The following is an 18120-nucleotide window of genomic DNA, read 5'->3' as shown; positions in this document are numbered from 1 at the left end:
TGCTTCTTCGTTCAGACTAGCTCCGCCCGAGTGGTCGGGGGGCCGAGCGTGCGCTCTCAGCGTCCGACGAAGAGGGCGGGCTTCCGGCTGAGAAACGCTTCCATGCCGATGCCTGCATCTTCACTGCCGGCGAGGGCGACAAGGGTGGGCTGCAGTGCCGCTTCGGCCGCAGCATCCCCCTCGCGCACGGCGAGGCGGGCGTTCGCAAGCGTCGCCTGCACGGCGAGAGGGGCCTGGGCTGCGACCCGTTCAGCGATCTGGAGGGCGCGGTCGAACTGCGACCCGTCTGCGGCGACCTCCTGCACGAGACCGATGCGGTGCGCTTCGCTGGCGTCGAACAGGTCGCCCGTGAGCATCCAGCGCATCGCGTCGCCCCAGCCGACGGCGCGGGGAAACCGCAGCGTCGCCCCGCCGAAGGGCAGGATGCCGCGGCTCACCTCGAGCTGGCCGAATCGGGTCGACTCCGCAGCCACCGCGATATCGCTCGCCAGGATCAGCTCGATGCCGAGCGTGAAGCAGCTGCCCTGCACCGCGATGACGACAGGTTTGCGAAGGCTCCGCCCCTCGACCTGCCACGGGTTGATGCCCCCCTCGGGTACGAAGTCGAGGGCGCCGGTCGTGTCGCCGCCCGTGCCTGCGCTGCCCGCCCCGCTGACTCCCGCCACTGCGCCGCTGCCCGCCGCGCCGATCCGGGGCCCGATGTCGGCCAGGTCGAGTCCTGCCGTGAAGTGGTCGCCCACTCCGTAGACCAGCCCCGCCCGCAGTTCGGGGTCGCTGTCCAGCTCGCCGTAGGCCGCGGCGAGCTCCTGCAGCATGACGAAGTCGGCGGCATTCCGCTTCTCGGGGCGGTTCAGCCCCATCAGCAGAAGGTGGCCCCGGCGTTCGACGATGATGCGCGTAGTCATCCTGCGATGCTAGCCGCCACCGGCGCACCGCCATTCAGGCATCCGCGACCGGCCCGTCGGGTGGGGTGGGCCGACAGGGCAGGGACAGCGGTGGGCCAGCGGGTCAGCGCGCGCGGGTCAAAGTGTGCGCGTCAGTGCCGAGATGACGCGGAGCACGACAGCCAGGTCGTCGGATGCCGCGTCGGGGCTCGCCGGCGCGAACTGCGTGATGCCGGCTCCGGCCAGCGCGAAGCGCCGTCTGACGGCCGTGATGTTCTCCACCAGCACGGGCAGGCTCAGCCCGAACGGCTCGGGAAAACTGATCGCCGCGATCACCGCAGGGTCGAGCACATCGAGGTCGACGTGGATGTACACCGCCGTCGCGCCGGTGGCTTCCAGCGCGCTGACGAGCGCGACCCCGGCTGGCGTCGACCCGTCGCCCAGCTCGTCGACCGGTACCAGCGCGATGCCCTTCTCGGCGATGTACTCCTCTTCGAACGTCTCGACCGAGCGCACTCCGGCCAACACGACACGGGTCGCGTCGAGAGTCTGGTCGAACTCCGGAACGAGCAGCTCCGACCCTTCGCCGAGCAGTGTTCGCAGAACCTGGCCCGAGAAGGGCTGCGGGTTCGCGTCGTCCGGGGCCTGCAGGTCGGCGTGCGCGTCGAACCAGAGCACGGCGAGCCGCCCGCCGGCCTGCTCGGTGCGACGCATCGCGGCGGCAAGCGGGGCCAGCTCGACCCCGCAGTCACCGCCGATCGTCACAACGGTGCCCGCGTCATCCTGGAGCTGGGCATCCGGAGCCGTCACCGCCGCGATCGCCACCTCGACGGCGTCACGGATGCTGCGCACCGCGCTCATGCGCTGCACCCCGCTGCCCAGGCTCTCGCCGGCGCCCAGCGGCACGCTCACGCGGCGGGTCAGGGCCTTCGGAAGATCACCGGCGATGGCCTCGGCGCCATCGATCAGCTGCATGGCCCGGGACGACCCGGAACCCTGCCATTCGGGCACGATCAGAAACGTTGCTGGCACGATCCCAGTGTGGCACGGCCCGCGTGTTTCGCCCCGTTACGCGTCGGCTGTCACTCTCGGCCTTCGTAGTCTTGACTGAAGGTGGCAGATGACAGGTTCGAACACACGGAAGGCGAACGGATGATCAGCAAGACCCGACGGCTCGCTGTGGTCGAGGTGACGCGCACGCGTCCGTACGACACCGCCTATCACTCCTACGTCGACATGCTCAATTCGCGCGTCGTCGCCGAAGCCGAGTCACGGGGCTGGACGGTCACCCGCATCGGCGCCGCGGATGTCGGCACCGCCGAACTGCTTGCCCTCACCGATACGGCCGAGGCGGTGGTCATCATGGGCGGTGAAGACATCGCACCGAAGTTCTACGACGGCGCCACCCGGTACCCCGGCCAGGGCAGGCACTACGAAGCCGCCGACGAGGGGCAGCTCGCGCTGGTGCGTCGGGCTCTGCTGCGCTCGACTCCGCTGCTCGGCATCTGCCGCGGGCACCAGGTCATCAACGTCGCCCTCGGCGGCACCCTGCAGCAGGACATCGGCGAGAACACCATCCACAAGAACCTGCACGGCCCCGTGTCGCGGGCGATGGCGGGGCACGCTGTGGTGCTGCACAGCAACAGTGCTCTGGCCGCGAGCCTCGGGTCGTCTCTCCTGCGAGTGCAGAGCGCACACCACCAGTCCATCGCCCTGCTGGGCGACGGTCTCGTCGTCGTCGGGGTGGCACCGGATGGCTCGCCGGAGGCTGTCGAGCACGTCTCGGCGCCGATCACGGGAGTGCAGTTCCATCCGGAAGACCCGGGTGCGCCGAGTGAACAGCTTGGGCTGCTGCTGGACGGGCTCGGCGAACGCGCCGCTGCCGCTCGCACGAGCGAACAGCTGGGCGCGACACGCCTCAGCGCGTGATGCTGCCGACGCTGCCCGTCGAGCTGGCGAAGCTGCCGGTGCTGCGGTAGCCGACCACGCCGGGCATCCGCGGTGCCGAACCCAGGTCGGCCCGGTGCGATATGCGGCCGATGATGACCGCGAGGGGCAATGACACCGCCACCCACAGAACCACTGCACAGACGATGATGAAGACGATGAGCGCCATGTCGTTCTCCTAGCTGGTCGGGGTTCGGAACGACCCCGCGGCGAGAACAGGCTGGCCCGGCGCTGGGTCTGTGGTGCGTACTACGAGTGGTGCGTACTACGAGTGGTGCGTACTACGAGTGGTGCGTACTACGAGTGGTGCGTACTACGAGTGGTTCTACAGTCCCCACTTTAGGGGACTCTGCCCCGGGAATACCCGCCAACACCGGCGTGTCGCGTGTGATCGGGGTGCCCCCGCGCCGCTGGTGGCCCCACGCAGATTCGAACTGCGGCCCCTGCCTCCGGAGGGCAGTGCTCTATCCCCTGAGCTATGGGGCCAGGAGTGCGGTGTCTAGGCTACCACCGGCGAGGAGTGCCCTGTGTTCCGTGGGAGGATCGACGCATGAAGCGAACGGTCAGCGCCCACATCGTCTGCGACATCGACGCTCCCGCGAACCTCGTGTTCTCGGTCGCCGCGGCGGCGAACGTGAGCCTCGCCTCCGAACGGGTCGAGTACCTGTACAACGGGCATCCGATCACCCCCGTCGACATTCTCGATGTGCACGGTACCCGGCTGCACGAATTCGACGCCGAGGCGGGCCGCCTCACGCTGAACTACTGGGCCGAGGTCGACGGCAGTGCTGCGCAGGCACCGGTCACGAAGAACGACCTGATCACGTACCTGCGACCGAGCCGTTACTGCGAGTCCGACACCCTGCTGCCGACCGCGCGCTCCGAGTTCCGGGGGCTGTCGGGGCGGATGCTGCTCGACAGCGTGAGTTCGTGGGTGGGTGAGAAGCTCAACTACGTTCCGGGGTCGAGCCTGCCGACCGACGGTGCCATCCAGACCCTGCTCAGCCGCCGGGGGGTGTGCCGGGACTATGCCCACCTCGTCATCACGCTGCTGCGCGGACTCGACATCCCGGCGCGGCTCGTGTCGGTCTATGCGCCCGGCCTCAGCCCGATGGACTTCCACGCAGTGGCCGAGGCCTTCGTCGACGGCGAATGGTTCATCATCGACGCGACGGCGCTCGCCCCGCGGCAGAGCCTCGTGCGCATCGCGACGGGCAGAGATGCCGCCGACACCGCCTTTCTCACCAACCACGGCGGCTGGCTGACGCTGCGCGAGCTCGAGGTGACGGCGACGGCGGATGCCCTGCCACTCGATGACACCCGCGAACTCGTGCAGCTGCACTGACGCCCCCCCCCCCGCACGCCCCCCGCGCCCGCTCCGCGCGTTTTGCGCAAAAGCACCCAAAGCCGCTGGCTTGGGTGCTTTTGCGCAAAACGGGGGCCGCCCTGTGCGCCGCGGGAGGGCCGAGGGGCTCGCGGTAGACTTGGTGCCCGTGACTCCCGAAGACCTCTCCAGCGCCCTGTTCGACATCGTGGGCGATCGGCTTCGCCTGCGCGGCGACGACGTGAGCATCACTCTGGGTGACGTTCTGCTGGAGCGCCCGCGCAACCGCGACCACGGCGACTGGACCTCGAACATCGCCATGAAGCTCGCGAAGCGGCTCGGAACGAACCCACGCGCGTTCGCCGCCGAACTCCTCCCCGGCATCGAGGCCATCGACGGCGTCGCATCGGTCGACGTCGCGGGCCCGGGTTTCATCAACATCACCCTCGACACCGCCGCGGCGGGAGAGATCGTGCGCAGCATCCTGAACCAGGGCGACAGGTACGGTCACACGACGGTGCTCGACGGGCTCAGCGTCAACATGGAGTTCGTCTCGGCCAATCCCACCGGGCCGTTGCACCTCGGCCACACGCGCTGGGCCGCTCTCGGTGACGCGATCGCTCGCGTGCTGACGGCATCCGGAGCCGAGGTCACGACCGAGTACTACATCAACGATGCCGGCAACCAGATGGACAACTTCGGGGCCTCGATCCTCGCAGCCGCCAAGGGTGAGCCGACTCCTGAGAACGGCTATCCGGGGGAGTACGTGCAGGCGCTCGCCGCTCACGTGCTCGAGAAGGCACCCGACCTGCTCACACTCCCGCACGATGACGCGATCGCCCTGGCACGCGACCTGGGCTACCTGCAGCAGCTCGACGAGATCAAGACGTCGCTCGAGAACTTCAACGTGCACTTCGATGTGTACTTCTCCGAGCGCAGCCTTCATGTGGCCGACCCCGAGACGGGCAGGAGCCTCATCGACGACGCGGCCGTGCGGCTCGCCGAACAGGGCCACGTGTTCGAGAAGGACGACGCGGTGTGGGTGCGCACCACCGACTTCGGCGACGACAAAGACCGTGTGCTCACCCGCGGCAACGGCGTCACGACCTACTTCGCGGCCGACGCGGCCTACTACCTCAACAAGAAGGACCGCGGATTCACCGAGAAGATCTACCTGCTGGGCGCCGACCACCACGGCTACGTCGGTCGACTGAAGGCGCTCGCGGCGGCTGCCGGCGACGATCCCGACGTCAACATCACGGTGCTCATCGGCCAGCTCGTGAATCTCAACGGCGCCAAGCTCTCCAAGCGCGCCGGCAACATCGTCGAACTCGACGACCTGCTCAACTGGGTGGGGGCGGATGCTCTGCGGTACTCGCTCGCCCGGTATCCGGCCGACTCACCCCTCTCGCTCGACGGCGAGAAGTTGCGCGAGCGCACGAACGACAACCCGGTGTTCTACGTGCAGTACGCGCACTCGCGCACACGCTCCGTGGCGAAGAACGCCGAGGCGGCCGGGGTCGATCGCAGTGCCTTCGAGCCGTCACTTCTGACGCACGAGACCGAGACCGAACTGCTCGGATCGCTGCAGGAGCTGCCGCGCGTCGTCGCGCAGTCGGCGGAGCTGCGAGAGCCGCACCGCGTCGCCCGCTATCTCGAAGAGGTCGCCGGGCACTACCACCGGTGGTACGCGAGCTGCCGGGTGCTGCCGCTCGGCGACGAGGCGGTCACCGACCTGCACCGCACCCGCCTGTGGCTGAACGATGCCACGGGTCAGGTCATCCGCAACGGCCTGGCCCTGCTTGGCGTCTCGGCGCCCGACCGGATGTAGCGGCCGCCGTGACCCCGTCCGTCGACTCGCCGCCGCCTCCCCGTTCGCATGCCCGCGGTGTCGCAGGTCAGATGACGCCCCGCCGCGGCGTCTCCACACGTACGAAAGTCGTCGCGATCGTCGCGGCGGTTGCTCTACTCATAGGGGTGGTGGTCGTCGTGGCCGAATTCGGACTGCGATCGTTCGCCGAAGGCCGCGTGCGCTCGGCGATCGTCGACAACCTCCCGCCCGATGTGACCGGCGACGTGTCGGTGAAGATCGGCGGCGGTTCGTTCCTGGCGCAGTACGCCGCCGGCACGTTCGATGAGGTCACCGTCACGACCCAGAACTTCGAGGTGAAGGGTGTGCCGGTGGCTGCGACCGTGGTCGCCCACGATGTGCCCACCGACCAGTCGAAACCGGTACCCCGGGCATCCGTCACGATGACGCTCTCTCAGGCGGCGGTGAATGCGTTCGTCACCATTCCGGGGTCTGACGAGATCGTGCTCGGCGATGGAACGATCGGCTACTCGGGCTCGTTCCAGATTCTCGGGCTGACGTTCGGGTACGACGCGACGGCTGTGGCGACACCGAACGGGCCGGACGTGCAGCTCGCCCCGAGCGGAGCGAAGCTCTCAGCGGGGTCGGCCTCGATCGACGTCGGGGGAGCCCTCAAGGCCGTGGTCGCCGACCCGATCTCGATCTGCGTGGCCAAGTACCTGCCCGAGCGGGTGCAGCTCACCTCGATCAGCCCCACCGCCGGCCAGGTCGTCGTGACCGCCGACGCGACCGACCTTCTGCTCACCGCCGACGCCCTGAAGACCACCGGCACCTGCGGTTAGCGCCGGCGGCGGGGACCGGTGCCTCGACGGCTGGCCTCTACCCGCCCTTCGGCGTGTCGTCGATCTGCGTCTCGATGTGGAAGTCGGTGCCCTGCACCTGGCTGATGGTCGTCTGCGAGTCGTAGACCGTCGTGGGGTCGTCGGTCGCGCTGAAATCGCAATGCACCACCTTGCCCTCGACCACCTCGATGTCGGCGGTGCCGCAGGTGACGATGGGCCTCGGAACCTTCAGTTGGTCGACGACCGCGTCGGCGACCTGCGACGCGAACTTCTCGGCTGAGATGGTGGGCGGGCCACCGATCTGGAACGAGCACCCGGCGAGGGTGCCGCCTAGCAGTATCGCCGCCAGCACGGCCGCCAGGAGGGACCGTGCGCCCAGGGGGCGACCGGAGTGCGAGAAGTTTGTCGACATTCCCTCAGTCTAGAGCAAACCTCGCTTTCGTGCGATACGCCATCCGTCATCTCCGGTCCGCTTCCGATAGAATTTCGGAGCATCCCTTCGTTGTCGCCCTGCGAGTCAGGCACAGCCGTTCTGACCGACCCGCTCGAAAGTTCCTCGATGACTGCCAACCCGCTCGCGCCGTCGTGGCTTGCCCCACCCGCAGACGCCAATGACCTTGCCGCGTCGGTCTGGCCGGCCAACGCCCGGCGCTCGGCCGCAGACGAACTCGTGTTCGCCGGCGTGCCGGCATCCGTTCTCACCGAGCGGTTCGGCACGCCGCTGTACGTGGTCGACGAGGCCGACGCCCGCGCCCGCGCCCGCGGATTCCGTGAGGCCTTCGAGCGCGAGTGCGCCCGCATCGGCACCGGGGTCACCGTGTACTACGCGGCGAAGGCCTTCCTCAGTTCTGCCGTCGCAGAATGGATGACCGGCGAGGGCCTGAGCGTCGATGTCTGCAGTGCCGGTGAATTCGCCGTCGCCCTCGCTGCCGGTGTCGCCCCCGCCCGCATGGGGTTCCACGGCAACAACAAGTCGCTCGTCGAGATCGACACCGCGGTCGAACACGGCATCGGGGCCATCGTCGTCGACAGCCCGATCGAGGTCGAGCGCATCGCCTCGGCCGCCGAGCGGCACGGCCGGGTGCAGGCGGTACGACTCCGCGTGAACAGCGGCGTGCACGCCCACACGCACGACTTTCTCGCCACCGCACACGAAGACCAGAAGTTCGGGATCAGCCTCACCGAGGCGCCCGGTGTCGTGGCGAGCATCCGGTCGCATTCGTCGCTGCGCTTCCTCGGGTTGCACGGCCACATCGGGTCGCAGATCTTCGGCGCCGACGGCTTCGAAGAGTCCGCCGCGCGTCTCCTGGGCCTGCACCACGAGCTCCTGGCCGGCGGAGCGATCCCCGAGCTGAACCTCGGCGGCGGCTTCGGCATCGCCTACACCGCGGCCGACGACCCCACGCCGGTCGACGTGCTGGCCCGCCAGATCGCCGACATCGTGGCGAGCGAGTGCGCGCGGCTCGGCATCGCGGTGCCGCGTCTCGCGTTCGAGCCCGGGCGGGTCATCATCGGCCCGTCGACGGTGACGCTCTACGCGGTCGGCACGGTCAAGAGGGTCACGGTGGCCCTGCCGGCCGCGTTCGAGACGGCTCCGGATGATTCGACCGACCCCTCCGCGCACGCCGCTGCCGGGCATCCTGAGCCCGCCACCGCCGTGCGCACCTACGTCAGCGTCGACGGCGGAATGAGCGACAACGCCCGCCCCGCACTGTACGGGGCCGACTACACCGTGCGCATGGCGAACCGCGTCTCGGCCGCCCAGCCGGCTCTCGTGCGTGTTGCCGGCAAGCATTGCGAGAGCGGCGACATCGTCGTTCACGCGGACTACCTTCCCGGTGACGTCGAGCCCGGCGACACGCTCGCCGTCGCGGCCACCGGCGCCTACTGCTGGTCGCTGTCGAGCAACTACAACTACCTCGGCCGCCCACCGATCGTCGCGGTCAAGGGCGGCGCGGCGCGGCTCATCATGCGCGGCGAGAGTATCGACGACCTTCTGGCGCGCGACCCGGGCATCGGTTCGGCGACCCGCAAGGCCAGCACTGCCCCGGCGCACGCCGAACCCGCACCAGCACAAGCAGCAGCACAGAGAGCCTCATGATCGAATACCGCAACCTCAAGATCGCCCTCCTCGGGGCCGGCAGCGTCGGCTCCCGGGTCGCCGCCCTGCTGCTCGAGCACGGCGACGAGCTCGCGTCGCGGGTCGGTGCCGGCCTCGAGCTCGTGGGGATCGCTGTGCGCGACGTGGAGGCCGAACGCGATGTGACACTGCCGAAAGAACTCTTCACCACCGACGCCGAGTCGCTCATCCTTTCGGCCGACATCGTGATCGAACTGATGGGCGGCATCGAGCCCGCGCGCAGCTACATCCTGAAGTCGCTGAACTCGGGCGCCGACGTGGTGACGGGCAACAAGGCCCTGTTGGCGCTGCACGGCACCGAACTCTTCGAGGCCGCCGAGCAGGTCGGAGCGCAGCTGTTCTACGAGGCCGCGGCGGGCGGGGCGATCCCGATCATCCGGCCGCTCCGTGACAGCCTCGCGGGCGACCGGGTGCAGCGCATCCTCGGCATCGTGAACGGAACGACGAACTTCATCCTCGACCGCATGGATGTCGACGGCGACACCCTCGAAGACGCCCTCGCCACGGCGACCGCGCTGGGCTACGCCGAGGCCGACCCGACCGCCGACATCGAGGGGTTCGATGCCGCCCAGAAGGCCGCCATCCTCGCCCGCCTGGCGTTCCACTCCGCCGTTCCGGTCGAGGCCGTCTCCCGCGAGGGCATCACGGGTGTGACGGCCGCGCAGGTCGAGCGCGCGCGCCGGTCGGGCTACGTCGTCAAGCTGCTGGCGATCTGCGAGCGGGTCGTCGACCCCGTGACGGGTGAAGAGGGTATCGCGGCTCGCGTGCATCCGGCGCTGGTGTCGAGGCTGCACCCGCTCGCCGCGGTGCACGGCGCGAAGAACGCGGTGTTCGTCGAGGCCGAGGCGGCCGGTGACCTGATGTTCTACGGAGCCGGTGCGGGCGGCCTGGAGACAGCATCCGCTGTTCTCGGCGATCTCGTCTCGGCCGCGCGCCGGCACGTCGCGGGAGGCCCGGGTGTCGCCGAATCACTGACCGCGCACCTGCCCGTGCTCGACATCGGCAAGGTGCAGACCCGTTACCAGATCACCCTCGAGGTGGTTGACGCCACCGGCGTGCTTGCGACGATCGCCGGCATCTTCAGCGACCACGGTGTGTCGGTCGAGACGCTCGAGCAGTCCGCCGCCCCGGCCGCCCGGCCCGAGACCGTGCAGCCCACCGCATTCGGCGCAGCCGGGCACGGCGCGACGGGCGCCGATCACATCACCGCTACCCTAGTCATTGTCACGCACCGGGCGAGCGAGAAATCCCTGGCGGCGACCGTCGGTTCGCTCGCCGCGAATCCAGCCGTTTCGAGCGTGACAAGCGTCATGAGAGTTGAAGGAGCCTAGTGTCCCCGAACAGTCCCCGCATCCCGTCGCGGCAGTGGAGAGGTGTGCTGCACGAGTATGCCGACCGTCTGAACATCACCGAGGCCACACCGGTCATCACGCTCGGTGAGGGTGGCACTCCGCTGATTCCCGCCCCCGCGCTGTCTGCTCGCACGGGAGCGAAGGTCTGGGTCAAGTTCGAGGGCATGAACCCGACGGGCTCGTTCAAGGACCGCGGCATGACGATGGCCATCTCGAAGGCCGTCGAGCACGGCGCCAAGGCCGTCATCTGCGCCTCGACCGGCAACACCTCGGCCTCGGCCGCGGCCTACGCGACCCACGCCGGTATTACCGCGGCCGTGCTCGTTCCCGAGGGCAAGATCGCCATGGGCAAGCTCAGCCAGGCCATCGCCCATGACGCCGAACTGCTGCAGGTGCAGGGCAATTTCGACGACTGCCTCGACATCGCCCGCGAGCTCGCAGCGAACTACCCGGTTCACCTCGTGAATTCTGTGAACCCCGACCGCATCGAAGGCCAGAAGACGGCCGCGTTCGAGGTCGTCGAGGTGCTTCAGGATGCGCCCGACTTCCACATCGTGCCGGTCGGCAACGCGGGCAACTACACCGCCTACTTCCGCGGCTACAGCGAAGAGCTCGAGCGTGGCGCCACCACGAAGCTGCCCCGCATGTTCGGCTTCCAGGCCGCCGGCAGCGCACCGATCGTGCTCGGCCACGTCGTGAAGAACCCCGACACCATCGCCAGCGCAATCCGCATCGGCAACCCGGCGTCGTGGGCGTTCGCCACCCAGGCCCGCGAGACGAGCGACGGCTACTTCGGCGCGATCAGCGACAAACTCATCCTCGAGGCGCACCGCATCCTCTCGGCCGAGGTCGGCATCTTCGTCGAGCCGGCGTCGGCGATCAGTGTCGCCGGGCTGCTCGAGCGCGCAGAGGCCGGGGAGATCCCCGCGGGCGCCACCGTCGTTCTCACCGTGACGGGCCACGGCCTGAAAGACCCGCAGTGGGCGCTCCGCGCAGCCGATGGCAGCGACATCACGCCCACGATCGTTCCCGTCGACGTTCCCGAGATCGCGGGAGTCCTGGGTCTCAGCAAGGCGACCGCATGAGCGATCCGGCCGCGGCCGTGACCCCGCAGGCCGTGCCCGGGAAGGCCGTGCCGCCGCAGCCCGCGCCTGGGCAGGCCGTGCCGGGCGCGGTGCCGCTCGCTGTCGGCACCAGCGTCTCGGTTCGTGTGCCCGCCACCTCGGCCAATCTCGGCCCGGGGTTCGACACGCTCGGGCTCTCCCTCTCGCTCTACGACGAGCTGACGGTCACGGTGCGCGCGGAGCCCGGCGCCACGGTGGATGTCCGGGGTGTCGGCGCCGGTGAGGTGCCCACCGACGCGACCAACCTCGTGGTGCAGTCGATCGCCCACACCTTCGCCGCGTACGGCCAGCCGATGCCGGGCCTCGACCTCATCGCCCGCAACTCGATTCCGCACGGGCGCGGTCTCGGATCATCCGGGGCCGCCATCGTGAGCGGCATCATGGCCGCAAAGGGGCTCCTCGAAGGCGTGGTCGAGATCGATGCGCTCGGGCTGCTCGCCCGCGCGACCGAGCTGGAGGGGCATCCCGACAACGTCGCGCCCGCACTCTTCGGTGGGCTCACCATCGCCTGGGTCACGCCGGAAGGCCCGCAGTTCAAAAAGCTGATCGTGCACCGCGGGGTGTCTCCGCTGGTGCTGGTGCCGCAGGCCACCATGTCGACGGCGCTCGCCCGGAGCCTGCAGCCGGCCACCGTGCCACACGAAGATGCCATCTTCAACGTCTCGCGCTCGACGCTGCTGATCGCGGCGCTCATCCAGAGCCCCGAACTGCTGTTCGCAGCGACCGAGGACAAGCTGCACCAGAGCTACCGCGCTGCGGCGATGCCCGAGACCGACAGGCTCATCCGGCTGCTTCGTGCGGAGGGCTTTCCGGCCGTCGTCTCGGGTGCAGGGCCGAGCATCCTGGTGCTCTGCAGCGACCCCTCACAGCGGCTCGCGGCTGTCGAACTGGTGGCCCAGGCATCGACGACACCCTGGGATTCCCGAGTACTGGCGGTCGACTTCAAAGGTGCTACAGTGATAGCGCACCCGGTCGAAGCCGCCTAGTTTTACTCGCGTCTCGCACCCGGTCGCACATCCTCCACATTACCGCTGGCATGTGTAGAGCCGTCTTTTTCACGGCATCCACCTGCTTTCAGCTCTTCTGCCACCGTTCTGAGTGGGCAGAGGAAGGAAATCCTCAGTGACTGACTCCAACCTCCCGGTTCCCCGCGTGGAATCACGTGCCGACCTGGCCGCCCTCCGCGTCTCCGAGCTGCAGACGCTCGCGGCGGCCCTCAACATCCCCGGGGCATCGAAGCTCCGCAAGGGCGAACTCGTGCTCGCCATCTCGGCAGCGCAGCCGAGCGAGGCACCGGCCGGCGATGCCGCGCCCGCTACTCCTGCCGACGCCGCGCCGCATGTCGATGCTGCTCCCGCGCCGGATGCCGCGGAGGCCCCGGATGCCGCCACCGAGGCTCCTGCCACCGCTCGGCCGGTTGCCGTTGAGGCACCCACCGTTGCCACCTTCACCTCTGAAGCGCCGGCTGCGGAAGCTCCCGCCGCCAGTGAGGCTCCGGCTGCCGCCACCTTCACCTCCGAGGCGCCCGCTGCTGACGCATCGGCCGCTGATGCCGCAGTCACCGAAGCGCCCGCCGCTGCCTCCCCGGCTCCTGTCGCCGACGGGCCCCAGACCAGCCCGCGCCGCCGTGCGTCGCGCCGCGTCACCTCCGCCGACCCGACCAGCGCCCCCGCTGCCCCGGTCGCCGCCACCGCCCAGGCCGCACCCGCCGATGCTGAGGCCGACCAGGCAGCGGTCGCACCCGAGACCGCGACCGGCCGGGTGTCCGCTGTCGGGCACGTGAACGCCGGAGCCGAGGAACACACCCCACTGGTACCGGTCGCCGACCAGGCCCAGGCCGCTGAAGCTCGCCGCGGCCGTGGCAACCGCCGTGCATCCGGAGCCCGCGCCCAGCAGGAGCGGTCCGAGCAGGACGCCCCCGCCGATTCATTGGGCGAGGACGCCCAGACCGGCGCCCCCCAGACCGGCGCCCTCCAGACCGGCGCCCCCCAGACCGGCGCCCCCCAGATCGATCCCTCCGCGATCATCGACTCCGCGATCGACAACTTCGTCGCCGAGAACGGTGCCGGGCAGAACGGTGCCGGCCAGAACGGTACCGAGGGCACCCGCTCCGAGCGGCAGGTGCGCACGCCACGACTCACCCGTGCCCAGCGCGCCGCCCAGGCGGCCCGCGACGCTGCCGCGAACGGGGGAGAGGCTCCGGCCGTCGACCGCTCGCGCACCGACTCGATCCTTCCGAACCTGCCCATCGTGGGCGGCGAGAGCGCCTCATCCGACGACGGCGACCAGAACGACGCCGACCGCACCCAGGATGCCGACCAGAACGACCGCGACCAGAACGACCGCGACCAGGGCGACCGCGACCAGGGCGAGACGCGCCAGGGCCGGGGCCGCAACCGCCGCGACCGCAACGCCGACCGCAACCAGCAGGACCGCAACCAGCAGGACCGCAGCCAGCAGAACCTCGGCCAGGGCGACGATCGCAGCCAGAACGACCGCAGCCAGAACGACCGCACCCAGAACGACCGCAGCAGCGCCGACCGCACCAACAGCGACCGCCTGAACAACCAGCGCGGCAGCAACCAGTCGCAGCGGAGCCCCCGCAACGACCGCAGCAACTCCGAGCGCAGTGAACGCAGCGAGCAGGCCGACAGCTTCGACGAGCAGCAGCTCGACGAGTTGAACGGCAACGGCGGCGACCGCCAGAACCCGAACGACCGCAATGACCGCAGCGCGCGCAACCGCTACCGCGACCGCAAGCGCCGCGGCCAGAACGGCGGCGACGAGTTCGAGCCCGAGATCAGCGAAGACGACGTGCTCATTCCGGTGGCCGGCATCCTCGACATCCTCGACAACTACGCCTTCGTTCGAACGAGCGGCTACCTGCCGGGCAACAGCGACGTGTATGTCTCGCTCGGCCAGGTCAAGAAGTACAACCTGCGGAAGGGTGACGCCGTCGTCGGCTCCATCCGCCAGCCGCGGGAGGGCGACAGCAACGGTCGCCAGAAGTACAACGCCATCGTGAAGGTCGAGTCGATCAACGGCCTGCCCGTCGACGAGGCGGCGAACCGCGTCGAATTCAGCAAGCTGACCCCCCTCTACCCGCAGGAGCGCCTGCGCCTCGAGACCGAGCCCGGCAAGCTGACCCAGCGCATCATCGACCTGGTCGCCCCCATCGGCAAGGGCCAGCGAGGTCTCATCGTCGCCCCTCCGAAGGCCGGCAAGACGATCGTCATGCAGCAGATCGCCAACGCGATCTCGACGAACAACCCTGAGGTGCACCTCATGGTCGTCCTGGTCGACGAGCGGCCCGAAGAGGTCACCGACATGCAGCGCACGGTCAAGGGAGAGGTCATCGCCTCCACGTTCGACCGCCCCGCCGAAGACCACACCACGGTGGCCGAACTCGCCATCGAGCGCGCCAAGCGACTCGTCGAGCTGGGCCACGACGTGGTCGTGCTGCTCGACTCGATCACGCGACTCGGCCGCGCGTACAACCTCGCCGCCCCGCCGAGCGGGCGCATCCTGAGCGGCGGTGTCGACGCCGCGGCGCTCTACCCGCCGAAGCGGTTCTTCGGAGCAGCGCGCAACATCGAGAACGGTGGGTCTCTCACCATCCTCGCCAGTGCGCTCGTGGAGACCGGCTCGAAGATGGATGAAGTGATCTTCGAGGAGTTCAAGGGCACCGGCAACATGGAGCTCCGCCTGTCACGCCAGCTGGCAGACAAGCGCATCTTCCCCGCGGTCGACGTGAACGCCTCCGGAACCCGTCGCGAAGAGCTGCTGATGGGCGTCGATGAGACGAAGATCACCTGGAAGCTGCGTCGTGCCCTCGCCGGCCTCGATCAGCAGCAGGCGCTCGAGATCGTGCTCGGCCGGCTGAAGGACACGACCAGCAACGTCGAGTTCCTGATGCAGGTGCAGAAGTCGATGCCCGCGACGGCACCGGTCACCGGCCACAACGGCAACGGCCACGCGAACCACAACGCGTCACACGGAGAGTAGAAGATCATGTTCGAATCAGTGGAGACACTGCTGATCGAGCATGACGAGCTGCAGGAGCAGCTCGCCGATCCTGCACTGCACTCGGATCCTGCTCGGTCCAAGAAGGTCAACCGTCGCTATGCCGAGCTGAGCCGCATCATCGCGGCCTGGCGCGAGTGGCAGCAGCTGACCGACGATGTCGCTGCGGCGACCGAGATGGCCGCAGACGACGAGTCGTTCGCGGCTGAGCTGCCCGGCATGACCGAGGAGCTCGACGCGGCCACCGAGAAGCTGCGGCGCCTGCTCATACCGCGCGACCCCAACGACGGGCGCGACGTCATCATGGAGATCAAGATGGGGGAGGGCGGCGCCGAATCGGCCCTGTTCGCCGCGGATCTCCTGCGCATGTACCTGCACTACGCCGAGAGCAAGAAGTGGAAGACCGAGATCATCGAGCAGACCTCGAGCGACCTCGGCGGCATCAAGGATGTTCAGCTCGGCATCAAGGGCAGGTCGAGCGACCCCGCAGAGGGCGTCTGGGCGCACCTGAAGTACGAGGGCGGAGTGCACCGCGTACAGCGGGTGCCCGCCACCGAGTCGCAGGGGCGCATCCACACCTCCGCGGCGGGCGTGCTCGTCTACCCCGAGGTCGATGAGCCCGAAGAGGTCGAGATCAGCCCGAACGACCTCAAGATCGACGTCTACCGCTCGAGCGGCCCCGGCGGCCAGTCGGTCAACACGACCGACTCCGCTGTGCGCATCACCCACCTTCCGACCGGCATCGTGGTCGCCATGCAGAACGAGAAGAGCCAGCTGCAGAACCGCGAGGCCGGCATGCGCGTGCTGCGTGCCCGGGTGCTCGCCAAGCAGCAGGAGGAGATCGACGAGGCGGCCAGTGCGGTTCGCAAGAGCCAGATCCGCACGATGGACCGCTCCGAGCGCATCCGCACCTACAACTTCCCCGAGAACCGCATCGCCGACCACCGCACCGGCTACAAGGCGTACAACCTCGACGCCGTGATGAACGGTGCCCTCGAGCCCGTCGTCGAATCGTGCATCACCGCCGACGAAGAGGCCCGCCTGGCAGAACTCGGGGCCACAGCCGAGTGAGCGTCATCCAGATCGACCGGCCGATCACCGTCCGGGTGCTGCTCGAGCATGCGGTCGACGTCCTGAGGCGTGCCGGTGTCCCCGACCCCGAGGTGGATGCCCAGCTTCTGCTCGGCCATGTTCTCGGTGCCAGCAGGGGCCAGGTGCAGGCGAGCGCCTACACCGACTCACCGGTCTCCGTCGATGACGCCGTGGCGATCTCGGAGGTCGTCGAACGTCGTGCCACCCGCGAACCCCTGCAGCACATCACCGGAACGGCCGGCTTCCGGCTGCTCGAACTCGCCGTCGGGCCCGGGGTCTTCGTGCCCCGCCCCGAGACCGAGTTCGTGGCGGGTATCGCCATCGACAGCCTCCGGGCGACCGCTGACGAGTCACCCATCGGGGTCGACCTCGGCACCGGCAGCGGTGCGATCGCCCTGGCGCTGGCCACCGAGGTGCCGCACGCCCGGGTCTGGGCCGTCGAGAACTCCACCGCTGCCTTCATCTGGGCGCGGCAGAACTTCGGCCGGGTGGCCGCAGAGAACGCACGACTCGTGTTCATCGACCTCGCCGACGCGCTGCCCGAGCTCGACGGGCTCGTCTCCGTCGTGATCTCGAACCCCCCGTACATTCCCACCGACGCGATTCCGCGCGACCCCGAAGTGCGGTTGTTCGACCCCGAGCACGCGCTGTACGGGGGAGCGGACGGCCTCGACGTCGTGCGGAGCGTCTCGCAGACGGCGCTGCGCCTGGTGCGCCCGGGCGGAACGCTGGTGCTGGAGCACGGCGAACTGCAGGGGCCCGGCATCAGGAGCCTGCTCGCTGCCGACGGTTGGCATGCGGCGTCGACCCACCGTGACCTGACCGGGCGCGACCGCGCGACCACGGCTGTTCGCTGACGCGGGAGGGCCTTCCCGGCCTCCCAGCACAAGGCCGGTATCATTGCCTCGATATGTCTGCCATCTACGACTGCACCGTTCCGAGTGAGCTGCTCGCCGGAATGCGCCTCGCCCGGGCGGCGATCTCCCGCGGTGAACTCGTCGTGATCCCCACCGACACGGTGTACGGGCTCGCCGCCGATGCCTTCGACCCCCGCGCCGTGCAACGCCTGCTGACTGCGAAGGGCCGTACCCGGCAGTCGCCGCCGCCGGTGCTCATCGCCGATGTGCGCACGCTCGAGGCGTTGGCCGAATCGCTGAGCGAGCCGGCCCGGGCCCTGGTCGCCGCGTTCTGGCCGGGCGGCCTGACCATCGTCGTGACGGCCCGGAGTTCGCTCATGTGGGACCTCGGCGAGACCCGCGGAACGGTGGCCCTCCGTCAGCCGAGCGACCCCCTCACACTCGAACTGCTCGCCGAGACCGGTCCGCTCGCGGTGTCGTCGGCGAATCTGACCGGGCAGCCGGCGGCCGAGAGTGCCGAGGCGGCGTTCGGGATGCTCGGCGACAGTGTCTCGGTCTACCTCGAGTCGGGGCATCCTGAGACGGCACCGGATGCGCCCGCCCTCCCCTCCACCATCGTCGACGCGACAGACCCCGAGCATGTGAGCATCATCCGCATCGGTGCCGTTTCGGTTGACGAGATCCGCCGGGTCGTCGGCGACGCCCTGATCGAACCGGCTGCCTGA

Annotated in this window: 16 protein-coding genes and 1 tRNA gene; 12 read left to right on the top strand and 5 right to left on the bottom strand. The window is 69.2% G+C overall.

Annotated features, from left to right (window positions below):
• Window positions 1-56: 56 nt before the first annotated feature.
• Both B7R24_RS09855 and B7R24_RS09850 read right to left on the bottom strand, forming a co-directional pair.
• Complete coding sequence (locus B7R24_RS09855) at window positions 57-905, bottom strand: crotonase/enoyl-CoA hydratase family protein (protein WP_116418795.1); 849 nt, start codon at window positions 903-905, stop codon at window positions 57-59.
• Between the two features lie 117 nt (window positions 906-1022).
• Window positions 1023-1916 carry an arginase family protein gene (locus tag B7R24_RS09850; protein ID WP_172582783.1) on the bottom strand — a complete coding sequence of 298 codons (894 nt, stop codon included), beginning with the start codon at window positions 1914-1916 and terminating at the stop codon, window positions 1023-1025.
• 120 nt (window positions 1917-2036) lie between these two features.
• Between B7R24_RS09850 and B7R24_RS09845 the strand changes: the two genes are divergently transcribed.
• Window positions 2037-2813: a gamma-glutamyl-gamma-aminobutyrate hydrolase family protein gene (locus B7R24_RS09845; protein WP_116418793.1), complete on the top strand. Its 777-nt coding sequence runs from the start codon at window positions 2037-2039 to the stop codon at window positions 2811-2813.
• Here the strand turns inward: B7R24_RS09845 and B7R24_RS09840 are convergent.
• Together B7R24_RS09840 and B7R24_RS09835 are read right to left on the bottom strand one after the other, a co-directional pair.
• Window positions 2803-3000 (bottom strand): hypothetical protein, encoded by a 198-nt coding sequence (locus B7R24_RS09840; RefSeq protein ID WP_116418792.1) that lies wholly within the window; start codon window positions 2998-3000, stop codon window positions 2803-2805. The genes B7R24_RS09845 and B7R24_RS09840 overlap by 11 nt on opposite strands.
• Window positions 3001-3242: 242 nt before the next feature.
• Window positions 3243-3317 (bottom strand) — tRNA-Arg (locus tag B7R24_RS09835).
• 64 nt (window positions 3318-3381) lie between these two features.
• Between B7R24_RS09835 and B7R24_RS09830 the strand changes: the two genes are divergently transcribed.
• The 3 genes from B7R24_RS09830 to B7R24_RS09820 all read left to right on the top strand — a co-directional run bounded on the left by B7R24_RS09830 (window position 3382) and on the right by B7R24_RS09820 (window position 6807).
• Window positions 3382-4176, top strand: a complete 795-nt coding sequence (locus B7R24_RS09830) for a transglutaminase-like domain-containing protein (protein WP_116418791.1) — start codon at window positions 3382-3384, stop codon at window positions 4174-4176.
• A gap of 148 nt (window positions 4177-4324) precedes the next feature.
• Window positions 4325-5986, top strand: coding sequence for an arginine--tRNA ligase (gene argS, locus B7R24_RS09825; protein WP_116418871.1), 1662 nt, complete (start codon window positions 4325-4327; stop codon window positions 5984-5986).
• An 8-nt stretch (window positions 5987-5994) separates the two neighbouring features.
• Window positions 5995-6807 carry an LmeA family phospholipid-binding protein gene (locus B7R24_RS09820; RefSeq protein WP_116418790.1) on the top strand — a complete coding sequence of 271 codons (813 nt, stop codon included), beginning with the start codon at window positions 5995-5997 and terminating at the stop codon, window positions 6805-6807.
• Window positions 6808-6844: 37 nt separating this feature from the next.
• Here the strand turns inward: B7R24_RS09820 and B7R24_RS09815 are convergent, their stop codons facing one another.
• Window positions 6845-7219, bottom strand: coding sequence for a DUF4333 domain-containing protein (locus tag B7R24_RS09815; protein ID WP_116418789.1), 375 nt, complete (start codon window positions 7217-7219; stop codon window positions 6845-6847).
• Between the two features lie 147 nt (window positions 7220-7366).
• On the opposite strand from B7R24_RS09815, the gene B7R24_RS09810 reads away from it, so the two are divergent.
• From B7R24_RS09810 to B7R24_RS09775, 8 genes are all read left to right on the top strand, one after another.
• Window positions 7367-8908: a diaminopimelate decarboxylase family protein gene (locus tag B7R24_RS09810; RefSeq protein ID WP_116418788.1), complete on the top strand. Its 1542-nt coding sequence runs from the start codon at window positions 7367-7369 to the stop codon at window positions 8906-8908.
• Window positions 8905-10278, top strand: a complete 1374-nt coding sequence (locus B7R24_RS09805) for a homoserine dehydrogenase (RefSeq protein ID WP_116418787.1) — start codon at window positions 8905-8907, stop codon at window positions 10276-10278. The genes B7R24_RS09810 and B7R24_RS09805 overlap by 4 nt, the downstream gene beginning before the upstream one ends.
• The gene (gene thrC, locus B7R24_RS09800) at window positions 10278-11384 is read left to right on the top strand and encodes a threonine synthase (protein WP_172582782.1); all 1107 of its coding nucleotides are present in this window, start codon (window positions 10278-10280) and stop codon (window positions 11382-11384) included. The genes B7R24_RS09805 and thrC overlap by 1 nt, the downstream gene beginning before the upstream one ends.
• A gap of 77 nt (window positions 11385-11461) precedes the next feature.
• Window positions 11462-12409: a homoserine kinase gene (gene thrB / locus B7R24_RS09795; protein WP_253259390.1), complete on the top strand. Its 948-nt coding sequence runs from the start codon at window positions 11462-11464 to the stop codon at window positions 12407-12409.
• Window positions 12410-12521: 112 nt separating this feature from the next.
• Window positions 12522-15428, top strand: a complete 2907-nt coding sequence (gene rho, locus B7R24_RS18115) for a transcription termination factor Rho (RefSeq protein WP_116418785.1) — start codon at window positions 12522-12524, stop codon at window positions 15426-15428.
• 6 nt (window positions 15429-15434) lie between these two features.
• Window positions 15435-16517 carry a peptide chain release factor 1 gene (prfA, locus tag B7R24_RS09785; protein ID WP_116418784.1) on the top strand — a complete coding sequence of 361 codons (1083 nt, stop codon included), beginning with the start codon at window positions 15435-15437 and terminating at the stop codon, window positions 16515-16517.
• Between the two features lie 5 nt (window positions 16518-16522).
• A complete protein-coding gene (gene prmC / locus B7R24_RS09780) occupies window positions 16523-17395 on the top strand; it encodes a peptide chain release factor N(5)-glutamine methyltransferase (RefSeq protein ID WP_116418869.1) in 873 nt (290 codons plus the stop codon).
• Between the two features lie 53 nt (window positions 17396-17448).
• Window positions 17449-18120, top strand: a complete 672-nt coding sequence (locus B7R24_RS09775; protein ID WP_116418783.1) for an L-threonylcarbamoyladenylate synthase — start codon at window positions 17449-17451, stop codon at window positions 18118-18120.

Source organism: Subtercola boreus, from assembly GCF_003399645.1.
Taxonomy (GTDB): Bacteria; Actinomycetota; Actinomycetes; order Actinomycetales; family Microbacteriaceae; genus Subtercola; species Subtercola boreus_A.
Note: the sequence above shows the minus strand (reverse complement) of the source record. Positions and strands in the feature narration are given on the sequence as shown.